Below are 15,213 nucleotides of genomic sequence, written 5' to 3'. Positions count from 1 at the left end.
GACCACAGCCGGCAGGCGCCCATGTCCGAGACCCGCGCCCCCAGACGCAGCGCTCCGCGGCGCGGCAACTCGATCCTCGGGTCCCGGATCGCCCGGCTGATCTTTGCGTCAAACCTTGCCGGGCTCGCGATCCTGATCATTGGCGCGATGTTCCTGAACGAGATGCGCGCCGGCTTCGTCGCTTCAAAGAAGCAGGACCTGGAAGCGCAGGCGCAGATTTTCTCGAGCCTCCTGTCGGACGATGCGACCACGCCCGAGCCGGGCCTCAATGCCGAGGCAGCGCGCCAGACGCTGCGCCGGCTGAACCTGCCGGACAGGGTGCGCGCCCGCATCTTCACGCCGAAAGGCGAACTGATCGGCGACAGCTATTACCTGTCCGAACGCGTCGATGTGAGCGTCCTTCCGCCCTTGCGCGACCCGAGCTGGCTGACGCGCACGGGGCGTGACCTTTCGGAATGGACCGGCGAATTCTTCGCCTTCTTCTCCCCGCGCCGGACTTCTGAATCCCTCCGCACACAGAGCTTCGAGGATGAATTCAAGGTCGCCGCCGAAGGCGGACAGGCGGCCAGCCAGCGCTTCTCCGACCGGGGGCAGCGGGTGATTTCCGTGTCCATGCCAGTCCAGCGGGTCTCTGCAGTGGTCGGCGTCCTGGTGCTTGAAGCCAGCGATATCGACGAGATTATCCGTGCAGAGCGGGTGGCGCTGGTGCCCTTCATCGGCGTGGCTGTGCTGATGGCGTTCATCACCTCGCTGATGCTGACTGTGGGCATCGCGCGGCCTCTGCGCCGGCTTGCGCTGGCGGCCGACCGTATCCGCGCCGGGGCGTCCGACCGGATCGATGTGCCGCTGCTGACGCAGCGCTCGGACGAGATCGGCGACCTCGCCTCCTCGATGCAGGGCATGACCGAGGCGCTGCTGGAGCGGATCGAGGCGAACGAACAGTTTGCCGCCGATGTTGCGCATGAGCTGAAAAACCCGCTGACCTCCATCCGCTCGGCGGTCGAGACGCTGGAGCGGGTGAAGGACCCGGAGGCTGCGGCCCGGCTGCGGCAGGTGATCGCCTCGGATGTAAAACGCCTCGACCGTCTGATCACGGATATTTCGAACGCTTCACGCCTGGAAGCCGAGATGACACGCCTGCCGAGTGAGCAGATCGATATCGCGCGCTTTGTGCGGGACATCGTACGCACCTATGAAGGCATCGGCGGCGAGACCCACCCCGTGCATGTGGCGTTCACGGACGCAACCATGGGCGCGCGCCTGATCGTGCGCGGGCGCGAGGGGCCGCTCGGCCAGGTGCTGCGTAACCTGATCGACAATGCGCGCTCCTTCTCGCCAACAGGCGGCACTGTTGAGGTGCGTCTCGACCAGACGAATGAAGGCCCGCGCACGATTGCGCGCCTCACCGTGGAAGATTCCGGTCCTGGCATTCCGCCCGACAAGCTGGAGACGATCTTCAATCGTTTCTACACAGACAGACCCAAGGGCACGGCCTTCGGCAACAATTCGGGCCTCGGCCTCTCAATCGTGAAACAGATCATCGCGACGCATCGCGGCAAGGTCTGGGCGGAGAACAAGACCGAAGGCGGCGCGCGCTTCACGGTCGATCTGCCGGCAATCTAGCTCGCTCGCCTACTTCTTCATATACTTCCAGTTCCGCGGCTTGCCTTCGCTGAGCCATTCGATGGACTGCGCGATCCGCCGGGCGCGGGTTTCGACCTGCTTGGCCTCGGTGATCCAGTTGACATAATCGCGCTGGTTGGTGGCAGAGAGAGCCTTGAAGGTGGTCGCCGCCGGCTTTGACGCCTTCAGCGCCTTGGCGAGATCAGGCGGCACTTCCGGCGGCGGCTTTAGCACTCTCCGTGTAGGGCCGGCTTCGATGGCCTTCATCCGCTCCCTGAGCACTTTCGTGAGCGCAGCTTTCGTCGGCAGGTCAGCGACGCTGCGCATCTTGCCGAACTCGCCCATGCCTTCGGCGCCATCCTCTTTGCGCTCACCCTCGACGAACAGACCGACATGCGCCTTGAAGGCCGCAAGGCCGCAGAGGTTCTTGCCGCGATAGACGATGGCCGGCATGCCCCATTTGATCGCTTCCTCCGCCTCCGGACAGATGGCGTGAGCCTGTTCCCGCAGTTTCCGGAGCATGGGCTGCGCAAATTCAGCCGACTTTTCGATATAGGCATCGACGCGCGGATCAGACGTCATCGTCCTAGCCCTTGTTCTGGCGGTTCTCGATCAGGTCGGTGACCACTTCAGGATCAGCCAGCGTGGACGTATCGCCGAGGCTGCCGAACTCGTTCTCCGCAATCTTGCGCAGGATACGGCGCATGATCTTGCCGGAGCGGGTTTTCGGCAGGCCGGGAGCGAACTGGATCAGGTCCGGCGAGGCGATGGGGCCGATTTCACTGCGCACATGCTGGACAAGATTCTTGCGCAGCGCATCATCTGCTTCGACACCGGCGCGCAGCGTGACATAGGCATAGATGCCCTGCCCCTTGATGTCGTGCGGATAGCCGACCACGGCGGCCTCGGCGACCGCGTCATGCGAGACGAGCGCGCTCTCGACTTCTGCCGTGCCCATGCGGTGGCCGGAGACATTGATGACGTCATCCACGCGGCCTGTGATCCAATAAAAGCCATCCGCATCCCGGCGGCAGCCATCGCCGGTGAAGTATTTGCCGGGATAGGCGGTGAAATAGGTATCAATGAAGCGCTGGTGATCTCCGTACACGGTGCGCATCTGGCCGGGCCAGCTGTCGGTGATCAGGAGGTTGCCATCGGCGGCGCCCTGCAGCTCATTGCCTTCGGCATCGACGAGAATCGGCTGAACGCCGAAGAAGGGATGCGAACCCGCGCCGGGCTTCATACCTGTCGTGTTCGGCAGTGGCACGATCAGTGTGCCGCCGGTCTCGGTCTGCCACCATGTGTCAACGATCGGGCAACGCCCCTCGCCGACGACATGGAAATACCATTCCCAGGCTTCGGGATTGATCGGCTCGCCCACTGTGCCGAGCAGACGCAGCGTCTTGCGATGCGCCTTCTTCACCGGGCCCTCGCCTTCGCGCATCAGGGCGCGGATGGCGGTGGGGGCGGTGTAGAAGATGGTCACCTTGTGATGGTCGCACACTTTCCAGAAGCGGCTGGCATCGGGATAAGTCGGCACGCCTTCGAACATCAGGCTGGTCGCCCCGTTCGCCAATGGTCCGTACACGATATATGTGTGGCCGGTGACCCAGCCGACATCTGCCGAACACCAGAAGATATCGTTTTCCTTCAGGTCGAAGACGTATTCATGCGTCATCGAGGCCCAGACGAGATAGCCACCAGTAGTGTGCAGCACGCCCTTCGGCTTTCCCGTGGAACCGGAGGTGTAGAGTATGAACAGCGGATCTTCGGCACTCATCGGTTCGGGCGGGCAATCAGCGGAAACGTCTGCGCCGATCTCGTGCAGCCAGTGGTCGCGCCCTTCGGTCATCGTCACGTCGCCGCCGGTGCGCTGGACGACGAGCATCTTCTTCACAATGCCGCCGGCAATCTCTGCAGCCCTGTCGGCGTTCGTCTTCAGCGGAACCTTCTTGCCGCCGCGGATGCCTTCATCGGCAGTAATGATCACTTCGGAGCGGCAATCGACGATGCGGCCCGCGAGCGCGTCCGGCGAAAATCCTCCGAACACGACCGAATGGATTGCCCCGATGCGCGCACAGGCCAGCATCGCGTAGGCGGCCTCGAGGATCATCGGCATGTAGATCGTGACGCGGTCGCCTTTCTTCACACCGAGCTGCTTCAGCACATTGGCAAACTTGCACACGGCCGTGTGCGCCTGGCGATAGGTGACGGTGTAGGTCTCGCCGGGCTCGTCGCCTTCCCAGATGAAGGCGGGCTTGTTGCCGCGCTTTTCGAGGTGGCGGTCGAGGCAGTTGGCGGAAACGTTTAGCACGCCGTCATGATACCAGCGCACATGCAGGTCGCCGGTTTCCCAGGAGACATCCTTCACCTGCGTGTACGGCGTGATCCAGTCCAGCCGCTTGCCCTGTTCGCCCCAGAAGGCGACTGGGTCCGCGATTGAGGCGGCATACATCTCGCGGTATTTTTCCGGCGTGAGATTGGCCTGCTTCGCGAAGGTTTCGGGAACAGGATAGGTTTTCGACGTGTCGGTCATGGGATCGCTTCGGGTTTCCGCCGGGGCAGGTTTTGTGGCTCTCGCTCTAGTCTACCGGCGCCATGCCTGCATCCGCAATACCGTGCGGCGTGCGCGTGCCCGGAATGCGGATGTCCTCGACGAGATCCTGAATGTCCTGCGGCGGCGGCCGGGTGACCAGCGAGACCGCGACCCCCACCACCAGAGCCACAACCATGAACACAAAGCCGATGCCTTCGGGCGACACGCCGAGGAACCATTGCTCCGCCGTCGCGGCCTTTCCGGCGCCAAGCTTGAAGTGCCAGATATAGGCAAAAGTGGGGATGAGGCCGGTGAGCATCGAGGCGATGGCGCCTTCGCGTGTCATCCGTTTCCAGAAGATGCCGAGCAGGATGACCGGGAAGAGCGAGGCCGCTGCAAGCCCGAAGGCAAAGGCGACCACCTGCGCGACGAAGGCGAGCTGCGCCGAATAGATGCCCATGAACCCTGCCGCGATGACAGCCGCCGCCGCCGCGCCACGCGCAACACGCAGTTCGGCCTTGTCACTCATGCCCTTGAAGAAGGTGCGCCGGCAGAGATCGTGACTGATCGCGGAAGAGATGACCATGAGGAGGCCCGCCGCGGTCGAGAGCGCTGCAGCGAGGCCGCCCGCAACGACGAGGCCGATCACCCATTCGGGCAGCTGAGCGATTTCCGGATTGGCGAGGACGTAGATGTCATTGTTGATCGTCACTTCGTTCTCAAGCCCGTCCGGCGCGGCGGAGCCACGGATTTGCATACGGCCATCGCCGTTCTTGTCGTCGAAGGTGACAAGGCCGGTCTTCTCCCAGTTGGCAAACCAGGCGGGGCTCGGCTGGTCGCCGCTCGCCAGCACAGCCGCGCTCTGTTCTTCATACGCGTCCGGCGCAACATAGGCCGTCTCGTTGACGGACCCGATAATGTTGACGCGCGCGAAGGCGCCGACGGCGGGCGCGACGGTATAGAGCAGCGCAATGAAGACCAGCGCCCAGCCCGCCGAGAGGCGCGCATCCGACGCGCGCGGCACCGTGAAGAAGCGGATGATGACGTGCGGCAGGCCGGCCGTGCCGAACATCAGCGCGGCGGTAATGCAGAAAATGTCGAAGTTCGACTTGGTGGAGGAGAGATATCCCGTAAAACCAAGATCGCGCACGGTCTGGTCGAGCTTCTGCAGCATCGAGATGTCTTCGCCCTTGATGTTCGAGAGGAAGCCGACCTGCGGCACCGGATTACCAGTCAGCATAAGCGAGATGAAAATGGCGGGCACGGTGTAGGCGAAGATCAGCACGACATACTGCGCGACCTGCGTGTAGGTGACGCCCTTCATGCCGCCGAGCACCGCATAGACGAAGACGATGGCCATGCCGGCAAAGATGCCGGTGTTGAAATCCACGCCGAGGAAGCGCGAAAACGCAATGCCGACGCCGGACATCTGGCCAGCGATATAGGTGAACGACACGAACAGCGCGCAGACAACCGCCACGAGGCGCGCGGTGTCGCTGTAATACCGGTCGCCGACAAAGTCCGGCACGGTGAACTTGCCGAACTCGCGCAGGAACGGGGCGAGCAGCAGCGCCAGCAGAACATAGCCGCCGGTCCAGCCCATCAGGTAGACCGAGCCGCCATAACCCATGCCGGCGATCAGGCCCGCCATCGAGAGGAAGGAGGCGGCGCTCATCCAGTCGGCGGCGGTGGCCATGCCGTTGACGACCGGGTGGACGCCGTGCCCGGCGACATAGAAATCATTGGTGGAGCCGGCGCGCGCCCAGATGGCAATGCCGATATAGGTCGCAAAGGTGCCGATGACCCAGAAGAGTGTCCAGTCCATGTCTCAGCCCTCGATCCGGTATTTCTTCTCGAGGCGGTTCATCGCGGCGCAGTAGTAGAAGATCAGGACGACGAAGACATAGATCGATCCGTTCTGCGCAAACCAGAAACCGAGCGGCGCGCCGCCGAGGCTGAACTGGTCGAGGAACTCGCGGAACAGGATGCCGGCGCCGAACGAGACCAGGAACCAGATCACGAGCAGCGTCAGCGTCAGCCGGAGTACTTCCGGCCAGTAGCCCTTCCGGTCCGGCGTCTCGGTCTTTTCGGTCATCTGGCGCTCCCTGCCCTCTGTTATGGCGCGCACCTTACCGGCTTCGCGGGCGAAGGAAAGCGGCGAATGACAACCTTGCCATTCTTGCGCAAACGCCCGGCGCCCTGTCACAGTGCGCGCAAAACGCAGCGAGGAGGAAGCGGTGTTCAATAACAATGAGTGGCTGAGCCAGCACCGCGAAGACGTGATCGATCCCTCGCGCGAGATTGTCGACCCGCACCACCACCTATGGCCGAAGCCGCATCTATCTTACGACCTTGAAGAGCTGCACGCCGATACAGGCGACGGGCACAATGTGGTGCAGACGGTGTTCCTTGAATGCGGCGCGTCTTACCGCGCGGATGGGCCGGAGCATCTGAAACCTGTCGGCGAGACGGAGTTCGTGGCCGCCGCGGCGGAGCGCGCCGCGAAGATGCCGGGCAAAGCGCAGATCGCGGGGATCGTGGCGCATGCGGACTTGCGGCTGTCGGAGCTGGACGCCGTGCTGGACGCCCACGCGGCCGCCGCGAAAGGGCGGTTCCGGGGCATACGCCATTCGGGGTCGCGCGATGAGAGCGGCGCACCGCTGAGTATTCCGGGCCGCGCACCCGCAGGCCTGTTCGAAGACGCCGCCTTCCGGCGCGGCGTTGCCCGCCTTGGCGAGCGCGGGCTGACCTATGACACATGGATCTATCACCACCAGCTGAAGGACTATGCGGCGCTCGCCCGCGCGGTGCCAGGCACTGTGATGATCCTCGACCATTTCGGCACGCCGCTGGGCGTCGGCCCGTATGCAGGCAAGCGGGACGAGATTTTCGCGAAGTGGAAGGATGACATTGCGGAAGTCGCCGCCTGCCCGAATGTGCACGCGAAGCTTGGCGGCATGGCGATGCCGGATAATGGCTATGGCTGGAACACGCGCGCAACCCCTCCGTCATCGGATGAATTCGTGGAGGCGCAGGCGAAGTGGTATCACCACACTATCAAGGTGTTCGGCCCGGAACGCTGCATGTTCGAAAGCAACTTCCCGGTCGACCGCCTGTCGATCAGCTATCGCACGCTGTGGAACGGCCTGAAGAAAATCGCGCAGGACTATCCGGAAGCCGCGAAAGCGGCGATGTTCAGCGGAACGGCGAGGAAGGTGTACAAGTTGTGAGCGATACGATGACGAAACTCCCACCCCTTCCCGAGCAGCCAGCCGGTGTGCCTTGGCCGACCTTGGAATGGCCGGAAGGCGAGATGCCCGCGCGCGTGGCAGTGAAGCTGAACCCGATGCTGGACTTTGCCTTCAGCGAGCCCGCGCCGGACGTGATGGGCGAGACGCATGCCTTCCTCGCCGTGCAGGGCGGGCGGATTGTGGCGGAGCGCTACTGGAAGGGTTTCGACAAGGCGAGCACGCATCATTCCTGGTCGCAGGCCAAGAGCATGACGCAGGCGCTGATCGGCATCCTCGTGCGTGAAGGAAAGATCGATATCCACGCCCCCGCCGATGTGCCGGAATGGCAGGGTACGGACGATCCTCGCCGGGCCATCACGCTGGACCAGCTGCTGCGCATGTCGAGCGGGCTGAAATTCGCGGAGGATTATGTCGATGCCGGCGTCTCCGATGTGATCGAGATGCTGTTCGGCTCCGGCAAGGAAGATGTCGCAGGCTTCGCCGCAAACTTCCCGCTGATCCACACGCCGGACACGTTCTGGAGCTATGCCAGCGGCACCACCAACATTATTGCCCGCTGCGCCGCCCGCGCGCTCGGCGCCAGCGGCGAGGCGTTCCGCGAGTTCATGTTCCGCGAACTCTTCGGCCCCATCGGCATGGCTTCCGCGGCGCCGAAGTTCGACAAGGCGGGCACGTTCATCGGCTCGTCCTTCTGCTTCTGCACGGAGCGCGACTTCGCGCGCTTCGGCCTGCTCTACCTGCGGGATGGCGTTTGGGATGGGCGGCGTATCCTGCCGGAAGGCTGGGTGGACTATGCCCGCACGCAGACGAAAACCCCGCCAACCGAGACGCAGGGCTACGGCGCGCACTGGTGGCTCGGCATGGCCGGGCCGGGGAGCTTCTCGGCCAATGGCTATGAGGGGCAATACACCGTGCTGGTGCCGGACCTCGACCTCATCCTCGTACGCAACGGCAAGTCGCCGCTGGAACAGAAGGATGAAGTGATGCGCTGGATGGGCCAGGCTGCGGACTGTTTCAGACCGTAGCGGCAAAAGGCACGCGGCGTCTCTTCGGCATGCGGACGATTACCAGCCACACGACCATCGCCAACAGCGGTGCAAAGCCTAGCCAGATGGGCAAGGTCGTATCGTGGAACCATTGCGGGAAGACTTGTGGCTGGCCGAAGAAGAGTGAGCCCGACGCAATGAACATCGAGAAGCACATGCGCCAGAGATGCCGCGCCGTGCGGGCAACGCCGCGGATCGCGCCTCGCAGGATGACGTGAAGCTCACCAGCGGCGGCAAAGCTACCCGCAACCATGAACAGAATGAAGGCCTGTGGCGGCGAGCCATCGACTGTGCCCGTCTCGTTCTGCGATCCCATCCAGGCGAAGGTGGCGCCCATCGCAACAAGGCCCAGCGCAAAAGCGAGGCCGGCATACTGCGCGAGGCCTGCCCGCACTTCGACGCGCTCCTTCGCGGCGAGCCAGCCTGTGACCAGGAGGTAAAGCGCCATGACACCCGCCACGAAGTTCGGCCTCTGGCCGGTCTCGAGGAAAGGCGCGACGCCCGCGCCGATGAGATAGGTAACGAACATCGAGAACAGAAACACTGCGCCTGCCGTGCGGTGCACCCGCCTGCCCTTCGGCGCCGCGATGGCTACCACACCCGAGATGAGGCCCACCGCGCCGCCACCAATATGGGCATAGAGCAAGGCATCGGCCGCAATATGCATCCACAACGGGTCGCCCGGCCGGGCCTGCAGGTTGTCCGCATGGGCAAGACCAGCCAGCAGCGGCAGGGCAAGAAGCGCGGCGACCGGCAAACGGGAGATCAGTTTCAGCATAGGCTTGGTCCCCCGGTGGCGATCACCAAGTTTTATTGTTATACGATATGAATTCATATCGCAATACAATAAATCCCAGTCCGCATTCCCGGTCTGCCAAACGCCCTGTCCGCCCGTCTTGCCAGAGCTGCGCCCTTCGCCTATACGCGCGCCTTCAAAGGACGGCGCCAGGCCGTGCCTGTCAGGCTCCGACCTTCCCCGAGCGGAAGATACGGTTCAGGGCGAAAGGAAAAGACATGTCCAAGCAAAAAATCACATTCAACGTCGATGTGCGTCCGCGCGTCGGCACCGGCGGCGCCCGTGAGGCTCGCCGTCAGGGCTTCGTTCCGGGCGTTCTCTATGGCGGCGACCTCGCCCCCGTTGCGATCAACCTGAAGAAAGCCGAAGTCATCAAGGCCATCGAAACCGGCCAATTCCTGAACACGACCGCCACGCTGGTCCACAAGGGCGAGAAGCAGCTGGTGATCCCGCAGGGCATCCAGATGCACCCGGTCTCCGACCAGCCCTGGCACGTTGACCTGCGCCGCGTCGAGCCGGACCAGATCATCAAGGTCGAGGTTCCGGTTCACTTCAAGGGCGTGGACGTTTCGCCGGGCCTGAAGAAGGGCGGCACGCTGAATGTCGTTCGCCACTCGGTCGAACTGAACGTTCCGGCTGGCAACATCCCGGAAAACATCGAAGCCGACGTGTCGGCGCTCGAAGTCGGCGACAACGTCAAGATTTCGGACATCAAGCTGCCGAAGGACGCCTCGCCCTCGATCACCGACCGTGACTTCACGATCGCCACGATCGCTGGCCGCGGCGGCAAGGCCGATGAAGAGCCTGCAGCGGCCCCGACGGCTGACGCTGTTCCGGCTGCCAAGGCGAAGGCGCCTGCAGCAGGTGCGGCCGCCGCCGCCCCGGCAAAGGCCCCTGCCAAGAAGTAATCCGTTCTGGACAATCGGGAGGCCGCCAGTCACAAGCTGGCGGCCTCTTTGATTCCGGGGCAGGCTTGCGAAGGACGGAGCGGACATGCTGATCCTTGTGGGACAAGGTAATCCGGGTACGAAGTATGCGAAGAACCGGCACAATGCCGGCTTCCTGCTGCTGGACCGTATTCACGCCGCCTACGGGTTCGGGCCGTGGAAGGCGAAGTTCGATTCAGAAGCAGCCGAAGGCGCTGTCGAGACGGCGACCGGGCGGCAGAAAGTCCTGCTGCTGAAACCGCAGACCTATTACAATGAAACCGGCCTTGCGATGTCGAAGGCGTGCGCCTTCTACAAGGTGGGCGCAGAAGCGGTCACTGTGTTGCATGATGAAATCGACCTAGCGCCGGGCCGTGTGCGCGTGAAGCGCGGCGGCGGGCATTCCGGCAATAACGGCATCCGCTCGGCGATGGCGCACCTCGGACCGGACATCCGGCGCGTGCGCATCGGCATCGGCCATCCGGGCGACAAGGCGATGGTGATGCCCTATGTGCTGTCGGATTTTTCGAAGGCGGATTTGGAATGGTTCACGCCGCTCAGCGACGCAATCTGCAAGGCCCTGCCCTTCCTGATCGGCAGTGATGACGAGCGCTTCCAGACCGAAGTGATGCGCCTTGCGCCTGCCCCGAAACACGATCCGAAGCAGGCAGGCCGTCCGGGTACGGAGTAGGCGCGATCAGGCCTTGCGCACCACCGCCGTGTTGGCGTTTGTCGCCGCGACCACGATCGATGTGCCCACCGCGAGCGGGCCTTCGCCTTCTGCGGCTTCTGCGCCCCATACCGTGTCACCGATGCGCACCTGGCCGTGACCGCCGGAGATTTCGCGGGTGACTTCGCCGCGCTGGCCGATGAGGCCAGCCATGCGCTTGTTCAGCGTCGGATGCTCCGGCGCCGCCTTGCGCAGGCCGGGGAATACATAGCGGCTGCCAACGATCAGCACGATCGACATGGCCGCGAAGACCACGAACTGCATCTGCCAGCCGCCCGGCACAATGGCTGAGAAAATCGCTGTCAGCACCGCCGCAATCGACACCATCAGCAGATCGAACGTGCCGGTCATCATTTCGACGCCGAAGGCGACGAGTGCAACCACGAGCCAGTGCCACCAAGTCATCTGGGAAAGCAGGTCTGCCATCTGTAGTCCTCCTTCTGTGGACGGATGAATGATCAGCCGCCGGGCCGGGTCGGCGGGACGGCGCCGCCCGGACGCGGCGCTGCGGATTTCGCGGCCTCGGACAGGCTCTTGATGCCTTCGATCGTGCCGAGAATCGACGAGAACTCGGCAGGGATGATGACTGTGCGCTGCTGCGGTGAGCTGGCGAGCTTCTCGAACGCCGCGACATAGGCCTGGCCCAGGAAGTAGTTGATCGCGTTGACATCGCCGCGCGCAATCGCCTCGGAAACCATCGCGGTCGCCTTTGCTTCGGCTTCCGCTTCGCGCTCGCGCGCTTCAGCATCGCGGAACGCGGCTTCGCGGCGGCCTTCGGCTTCCAGGATCTGCGCCTGCTTCTGGCCTTCCGCCTTGAGAATGGCGGACTGTTTCTCGCCCTCGGCGGTGAGAATTTCGGCACGCTTCAGGCGCTCCGCCTTCATCTGCCTGGCCATCGCCTCGGTGATGTCTGCCGGCGGCGTCAGGTCCTTGATCTCGATCCGCGTGACCTTCACGCCCCATGGATGGGTCGCGGCATCAATCGTACCGAGCAGGCGGGCGTTGATCTCGTCGCGGTTCGACAGCACCTCGTCGAGGTCCATCGAGCCGACCACGGTCCGGATATTGGTCATCGAGAGGTTGGTGATCGCGTGCGTGAGATTGTTCACCTCATAGGCCGCCTGCACTGCATCGATCACCTGGATGAAGACGATGGCGTCGCAGGACACCATCGCGTTGTCCTTGGTGATCACTTCCTGCTGCGGCACGTCCAGCACCGTCTCCATCATGTTCATCCGGCGGCCGATCCGGTCGATGAAGGGCGTGATGACGTGCGGGCCCGGGCCCAGCGTGCGCGTGTAGCGGCCGAAGCGCTCGACGGTCCAGTTGTAGCCCTGCGGCACGAACTTCAGCGACGAGAAAATAAGGATCAGGCCGACCGCAAGGATCAGCACAAAGGTGGAGGCAACAATATCCATAGGTCCCTCTCCATGAAGGCTGCAAGAAACAGGTGGGGAAGGATTTGCCGTTTTTCAATAAATCCGGAATGAAAATCGGCCTGCCCATACCCCGAGCAGGCCGATCATCATGGTATTCGGTTAAGATCCGTTAACGCGCGGCGCGTCAGATCTGGCCGAGCAGGTAGTCCGCGCTCGAAACCTTGAACTCGCCGCCAGCCTCGACGTTCAGCTCCGCGACCGTGCCGTCCTTCACCAGCATGGAATAGCGCTGCGAGCGCTTGCCCATGCCGAATCCGGACGCATCGAGCTCAAGGCCGATAGCCTGTGCGAAGGCGCCGTTGCCGTCTGCCAGCATGCGCACGGTGCCTTCGGCGTTTGAGGACTTGCCCCAGGCGCCCATGACAAAAACGTCATTCACCGAGGTGCAGACGATCTCGTCCACGCCCTTGCCTTTGAACTCGCCGGCCTTGTCGACGAAGCCCGGCAGGTGGCGGGCGGAACAGGTGGGCGTGTAGGCGCCAGGAACGGCGAACAGCGCGACCGTCTTGCCGCCGAAAACCTGCGCGGTGGTGACGGGTTTCGGGCCATCGGCCGTCATTTCCATGAAGGTGGCTTCGGGCAGCTTGTCGCCGACTTTGATGGGCATGGGAGGTCTCCTTGATGACCCGGAGGAAATAGGCCGATGAGCGCCCCGCCGCAAGCGTGCCGTCGGGACCACGGGCGCCGGGCGGGTTTTTACTTGCAATCGACGCCCGGCTGGCCCAGCTTCCCGCGCGGAGGCCCGCCCATGCAGTTCGACACCGACCTGACCGGCAAGCTGCTGATCGCCCTGCCCGGCATCGGCGACGACCGGTTTAAACGCTCGGTGATCCTCCTGTGCGCCCACACGCCGGAATTCGCGATGGGCATCGTGCTGAACAAGCCGATGGAAGGCGTGGACCTTCAGGACCTGATGGAACAGATGGGCATACGGATGGAAATCTCGCTGCGCGGCGTGCGGGTTCTAGAAGGCGGCCCGGTCGCACAGGAGCGCGGATTTGTTCTGCATACGGATGATGTCATCTGCGACGGCGCCACCATCGAGGTGGACGGCGACATCTGCATGACCGCCACCAAGGATATCCTGTCGATGATCGGCTCGATCGCGCCGCCGCGCCAGTCCGTGTTCGCGCTCGGCTATGCCGGCTGGGGCGCCGGGCAGCTGGAGGCAGAGCTTGCCGACAATGCCTGGATCGTGTGCGAGCCGGATACGGATCTTATTTTCGGCGGCGCCTACGAAAACAAATGGCGCCACGCCATGACGCGTATGGGCATCGACCCGTCGCGCTTCCAGTCCGGCGCAGGGAACGCATGATGACGGAAACGATTGCCATCCACGAAGCCAAGGGGCCGCTGGAGATCGCCGCGTTCGGCGGCCTGATCTCGGAATACACCGCCTGGTGCCGTGAGCGGTACAAGGATGATCCCTGGCTGGTGGACATGGCGTTCAGCCATCAGGGGCTCGATGCCGAACTCCTGAATCTCGAAGGCCGCTATGGCCCGCCGAATGGCCGTATGCTGATTGCCGAGGACAGCCGCGACATCCTCGGCGGCGTTGCCTACAAGCGCATCGATGCCGATACCTGCGAGATGAAGCGGATGTTCGTGCGCACCATCGCCAGCGGGCGCGGGCTCGGCCGGCGGCTATGTCAGGCGCTGCTCGAAACCGCCGCGCGCGACGGCTACAAGACGATGCGCCTCGACACCACGCGCGACATGGTCGAAGCCATCGGCCTCTACCGCTCTTTCGGGTTCGAGGATTGCCCGCCCTTCGTGGACTATCCGGAGCGCATGCGTCCGATGATTCTGTTCATGCAGCGGCCCGTGGCCTAGCCCCGCAGGAACTTCACCGCGCTTTCCGCATCCATCGGCCGCGCGAAGGCAAAGCCCTGCGCATAGTCGAAGCCGAGCGCGCGCAGGCGGCCGCTGTCTTCGCGCTTCTCAACGCCCTCTGCCGTGGTCGACATGTTGAGGCGCTGCGCCAGCAGCGTGATCGTGGCGAGCACGGTGTCGGTGCGCGCTTCGCCGAGGCGCGCGGTCAGGCCGTGATCAATCTTCAGGCTGTCGAAGGGCAGGTCTGCCAACCAGGCGAACGAAGAATGCCCCGTGCCGAAATCGTCGAGCACGAGCCCCGCACCCACCGCCTTCAGCGCCATCGCCGCGGCCACCGTCTTCGGCCCGTCGCGCAGAGCGGCCTGCTCGGTCAGCTCTATGCGGATCGTGCGGTCGGGCAGGTTGTGGCTGCTCATCAACGCATCGATCAGCGCCGGCATGTTACTGCGGATGATATCGCGCGCGGTGAGGTTCACATGCACGAACAGGTCGTCGCGCCTTGTCTCGCGGCGCATCTCCGCGACTGTTTCGGCGGCGCGGATCAGCATGTTGGTTGCCAGCGCATGGTCTTCCCAGCGGCTGGGCGGGGCCATCGGCTCGGCACCGTTCCAGCGCGCCAGCGCTTCGAACCCGACCACCCGGCCATCGCGCAGCGAGATGATCGGCTGGTAGACCGGCACGAGGTCCGGCCCCGGGCGCAGGTCAGCCTGGTCGAGTTCCGGGAAGGACTCTCCGGTCAGCAGCATACCGCTGGCTTCGGTCTCGCTGACGAACATGCCGACAAGGTGGATGTCCTGCCCGCTGGAGAGGCGCAAGGGGCAGCGCACCGGCCCCTCGCCCGGTTCGAACACGCGGCGCAAGCGGCCGCGGCTGAGGCCTTCCAGCATCTTCTCCAGCGCGTCCAGCGACCAGCTGCCACCAAGGTCCGACAGCGGCGTACCCGCCGGCGCGTCGATCTCGAGGCGGCCAGTCAGCGGCTTCCACTTCCAGCTGCCTTGAGCCTGCACGGGTTTCATCAGGGGCATTCGCGAAT

16 protein-coding genes are annotated in these 15,213 nt (G+C 63.9%); 7 read left to right on the top strand and 9 right to left on the bottom strand.

Annotated features, from left to right (window positions below; genetic code table 11):
- The first annotated feature begins 21 nt into the window (after positions 1-21).
- The gene (locus ACK4TE_RS08410) at positions 22-1,623 is read left to right on the top strand and encodes a stimulus-sensing domain-containing protein (RefSeq protein WP_409911050.1); all 1,602 of its coding nucleotides are present in this window, start codon (positions 22-24) and stop codon (positions 1,621-1,623) included.
- 9 nt (positions 1,624-1,632) lie between these two features.
- On the opposite strand, the gene ACK4TE_RS08405 is transcribed toward ACK4TE_RS08410, so the two are convergent.
- Genes ACK4TE_RS08405 through ACK4TE_RS08390 form a run of 4 tightly spaced genes read right to left on the bottom strand, consistent with a single transcriptional unit; the run spans position 1,633 to position 6,254 of the window.
- The gene (locus tag ACK4TE_RS08405; RefSeq protein WP_409911049.1) at positions 1,633-2,205 is read right to left on the bottom strand and encodes a YdeI/OmpD-associated family protein; all 573 of its coding nucleotides are present in this window, start codon (positions 2,203-2,205) and stop codon (positions 1,633-1,635) included.
- A 4-nt stretch (positions 2,206-2,209) separates the two neighbouring features.
- Entirely contained in the window at positions 2,210-4,159 is a 1,950-nt protein-coding gene (gene acs, locus ACK4TE_RS08400; protein WP_409911048.1) for an acetate--CoA ligase, read from the bottom strand.
- A 46-nt stretch (positions 4,160-4,205) separates the two neighbouring features.
- On the bottom strand, positions 4,206-5,984 hold the full coding sequence (locus ACK4TE_RS08395; RefSeq protein ID WP_409911047.1) for a sodium:solute symporter family protein: 1,779 nt from the start codon (positions 5,982-5,984) through the stop codon (positions 4,206-4,208).
- A 3-nt stretch (positions 5,985-5,987) separates the two neighbouring features.
- Entirely contained in the window at positions 5,988-6,254 is a 267-nt protein-coding gene (locus ACK4TE_RS08390) for a DUF4212 domain-containing protein (RefSeq protein ID WP_409911046.1), read from the bottom strand.
- A 142-nt stretch (positions 6,255-6,396) separates the two neighbouring features.
- Between ACK4TE_RS08390 and ACK4TE_RS08385 the strand changes: the two genes are divergently transcribed.
- Both ACK4TE_RS08385 and ACK4TE_RS08380 read left to right on the top strand, forming a co-directional pair.
- The gene (locus ACK4TE_RS08385; protein WP_409911045.1) at positions 6,397-7,389 is read left to right on the top strand and encodes an amidohydrolase family protein; all 993 of its coding nucleotides are present in this window, start codon (positions 6,397-6,399) and stop codon (positions 7,387-7,389) included.
- Positions 7,390-7,397: 8 nt separating this feature from the next.
- Positions 7,398-8,435 carry a serine hydrolase domain-containing protein gene (locus ACK4TE_RS08380; RefSeq protein WP_409911044.1) on the top strand — a complete coding sequence of 346 codons (1,038 nt, stop codon included), beginning with the start codon at positions 7,398-7,400 and terminating at the stop codon, positions 8,433-8,435.
- Here the strand turns inward: ACK4TE_RS08380 and ACK4TE_RS08375 are convergent.
- A complete protein-coding gene (locus ACK4TE_RS08375; RefSeq protein WP_409911043.1) occupies positions 8,425-9,234 on the bottom strand; it encodes a hypothetical protein in 810 nt (269 codons plus the stop codon). The two genes, ACK4TE_RS08380 and ACK4TE_RS08375, sit on opposite strands and share 11 nt — an antisense overlap.
- Before the next feature lie 236 nt (positions 9,235-9,470).
- Between ACK4TE_RS08375 and ACK4TE_RS08370 the strand changes: the two genes are divergently transcribed.
- Together ACK4TE_RS08370 and pth are read left to right on the top strand one after the other, a co-directional pair.
- On the top strand, positions 9,471-10,160 hold the full coding sequence (locus ACK4TE_RS08370) for a 50S ribosomal protein L25/general stress protein Ctc (RefSeq protein WP_409911042.1): 690 nt from the start codon (positions 9,471-9,473) through the stop codon (positions 10,158-10,160).
- Positions 10,161-10,245: 85 nt separating this feature from the next.
- On the top strand, positions 10,246-10,869 hold the full coding sequence (gene pth, locus ACK4TE_RS08365) for an aminoacyl-tRNA hydrolase (RefSeq protein ID WP_409911041.1): 624 nt from the start codon (positions 10,246-10,248) through the stop codon (positions 10,867-10,869).
- A gap of 6 nt (positions 10,870-10,875) precedes the next feature.
- Here pth and ACK4TE_RS08360 read toward each other — a convergent pair whose 3' ends face one another.
- From ACK4TE_RS08360 to ACK4TE_RS08350, 3 genes are all read right to left on the bottom strand, one after another.
- Positions 10,876-11,334, bottom strand: a complete 459-nt coding sequence (locus tag ACK4TE_RS08360; RefSeq protein WP_409911040.1) for an NfeD family protein — start codon at positions 11,332-11,334, stop codon at positions 10,876-10,878.
- A gap of 32 nt (positions 11,335-11,366) precedes the next feature.
- On the bottom strand, positions 11,367-12,326 hold the full coding sequence (locus tag ACK4TE_RS08355) for an SPFH domain-containing protein (RefSeq protein WP_409911039.1): 960 nt from the start codon (positions 12,324-12,326) through the stop codon (positions 11,367-11,369).
- 145 nt (positions 12,327-12,471) lie between these two features.
- Positions 12,472-12,954, bottom strand: coding sequence for a peroxiredoxin (locus tag ACK4TE_RS08350; RefSeq protein ID WP_409911038.1), 483 nt, complete (start codon positions 12,952-12,954; stop codon positions 12,472-12,474).
- A gap of 141 nt (positions 12,955-13,095) precedes the next feature.
- On the opposite strand from ACK4TE_RS08350, the gene ACK4TE_RS08345 reads away from it, so the two are divergent.
- Both ACK4TE_RS08345 and ACK4TE_RS08340 read left to right on the top strand, forming a co-directional pair.
- Positions 13,096-13,662 (top strand): YqgE/AlgH family protein, encoded by a 567-nt coding sequence (locus ACK4TE_RS08345; RefSeq protein WP_409911037.1) that lies wholly within the window; start codon positions 13,096-13,098, stop codon positions 13,660-13,662.
- Positions 13,662-14,180, top strand: a complete 519-nt coding sequence (locus ACK4TE_RS08340; RefSeq protein WP_409911036.1) for a GNAT family N-acetyltransferase — start codon at positions 13,662-13,664, stop codon at positions 14,178-14,180. Before ACK4TE_RS08345 ends, ACK4TE_RS08340 begins: the two co-directional genes overlap by 1 nt.
- On the opposite strand, the gene ACK4TE_RS08335 is transcribed toward ACK4TE_RS08340, so the two are convergent.
- Positions 14,177-15,205 carry an EAL domain-containing protein gene (locus ACK4TE_RS08335; protein WP_409911035.1) on the bottom strand — a complete coding sequence of 343 codons (1,029 nt, stop codon included), beginning with the start codon at positions 15,203-15,205 and terminating at the stop codon, positions 14,177-14,179. The two genes, ACK4TE_RS08340 and ACK4TE_RS08335, sit on opposite strands and share 4 nt — an antisense overlap.
- Positions 15,206-15,213 lie beyond the last annotated feature (8 nt).

It is taken from the genome of Hyphomonas sp. (genome assembly GCF_046313975.1).
GTDB lineage: Bacteria > Pseudomonadota > Alphaproteobacteria > Caulobacterales > Hyphomonadaceae > Hyphomonas.
This window is presented reverse-complemented; position numbering and strand designations above follow the sequence as displayed.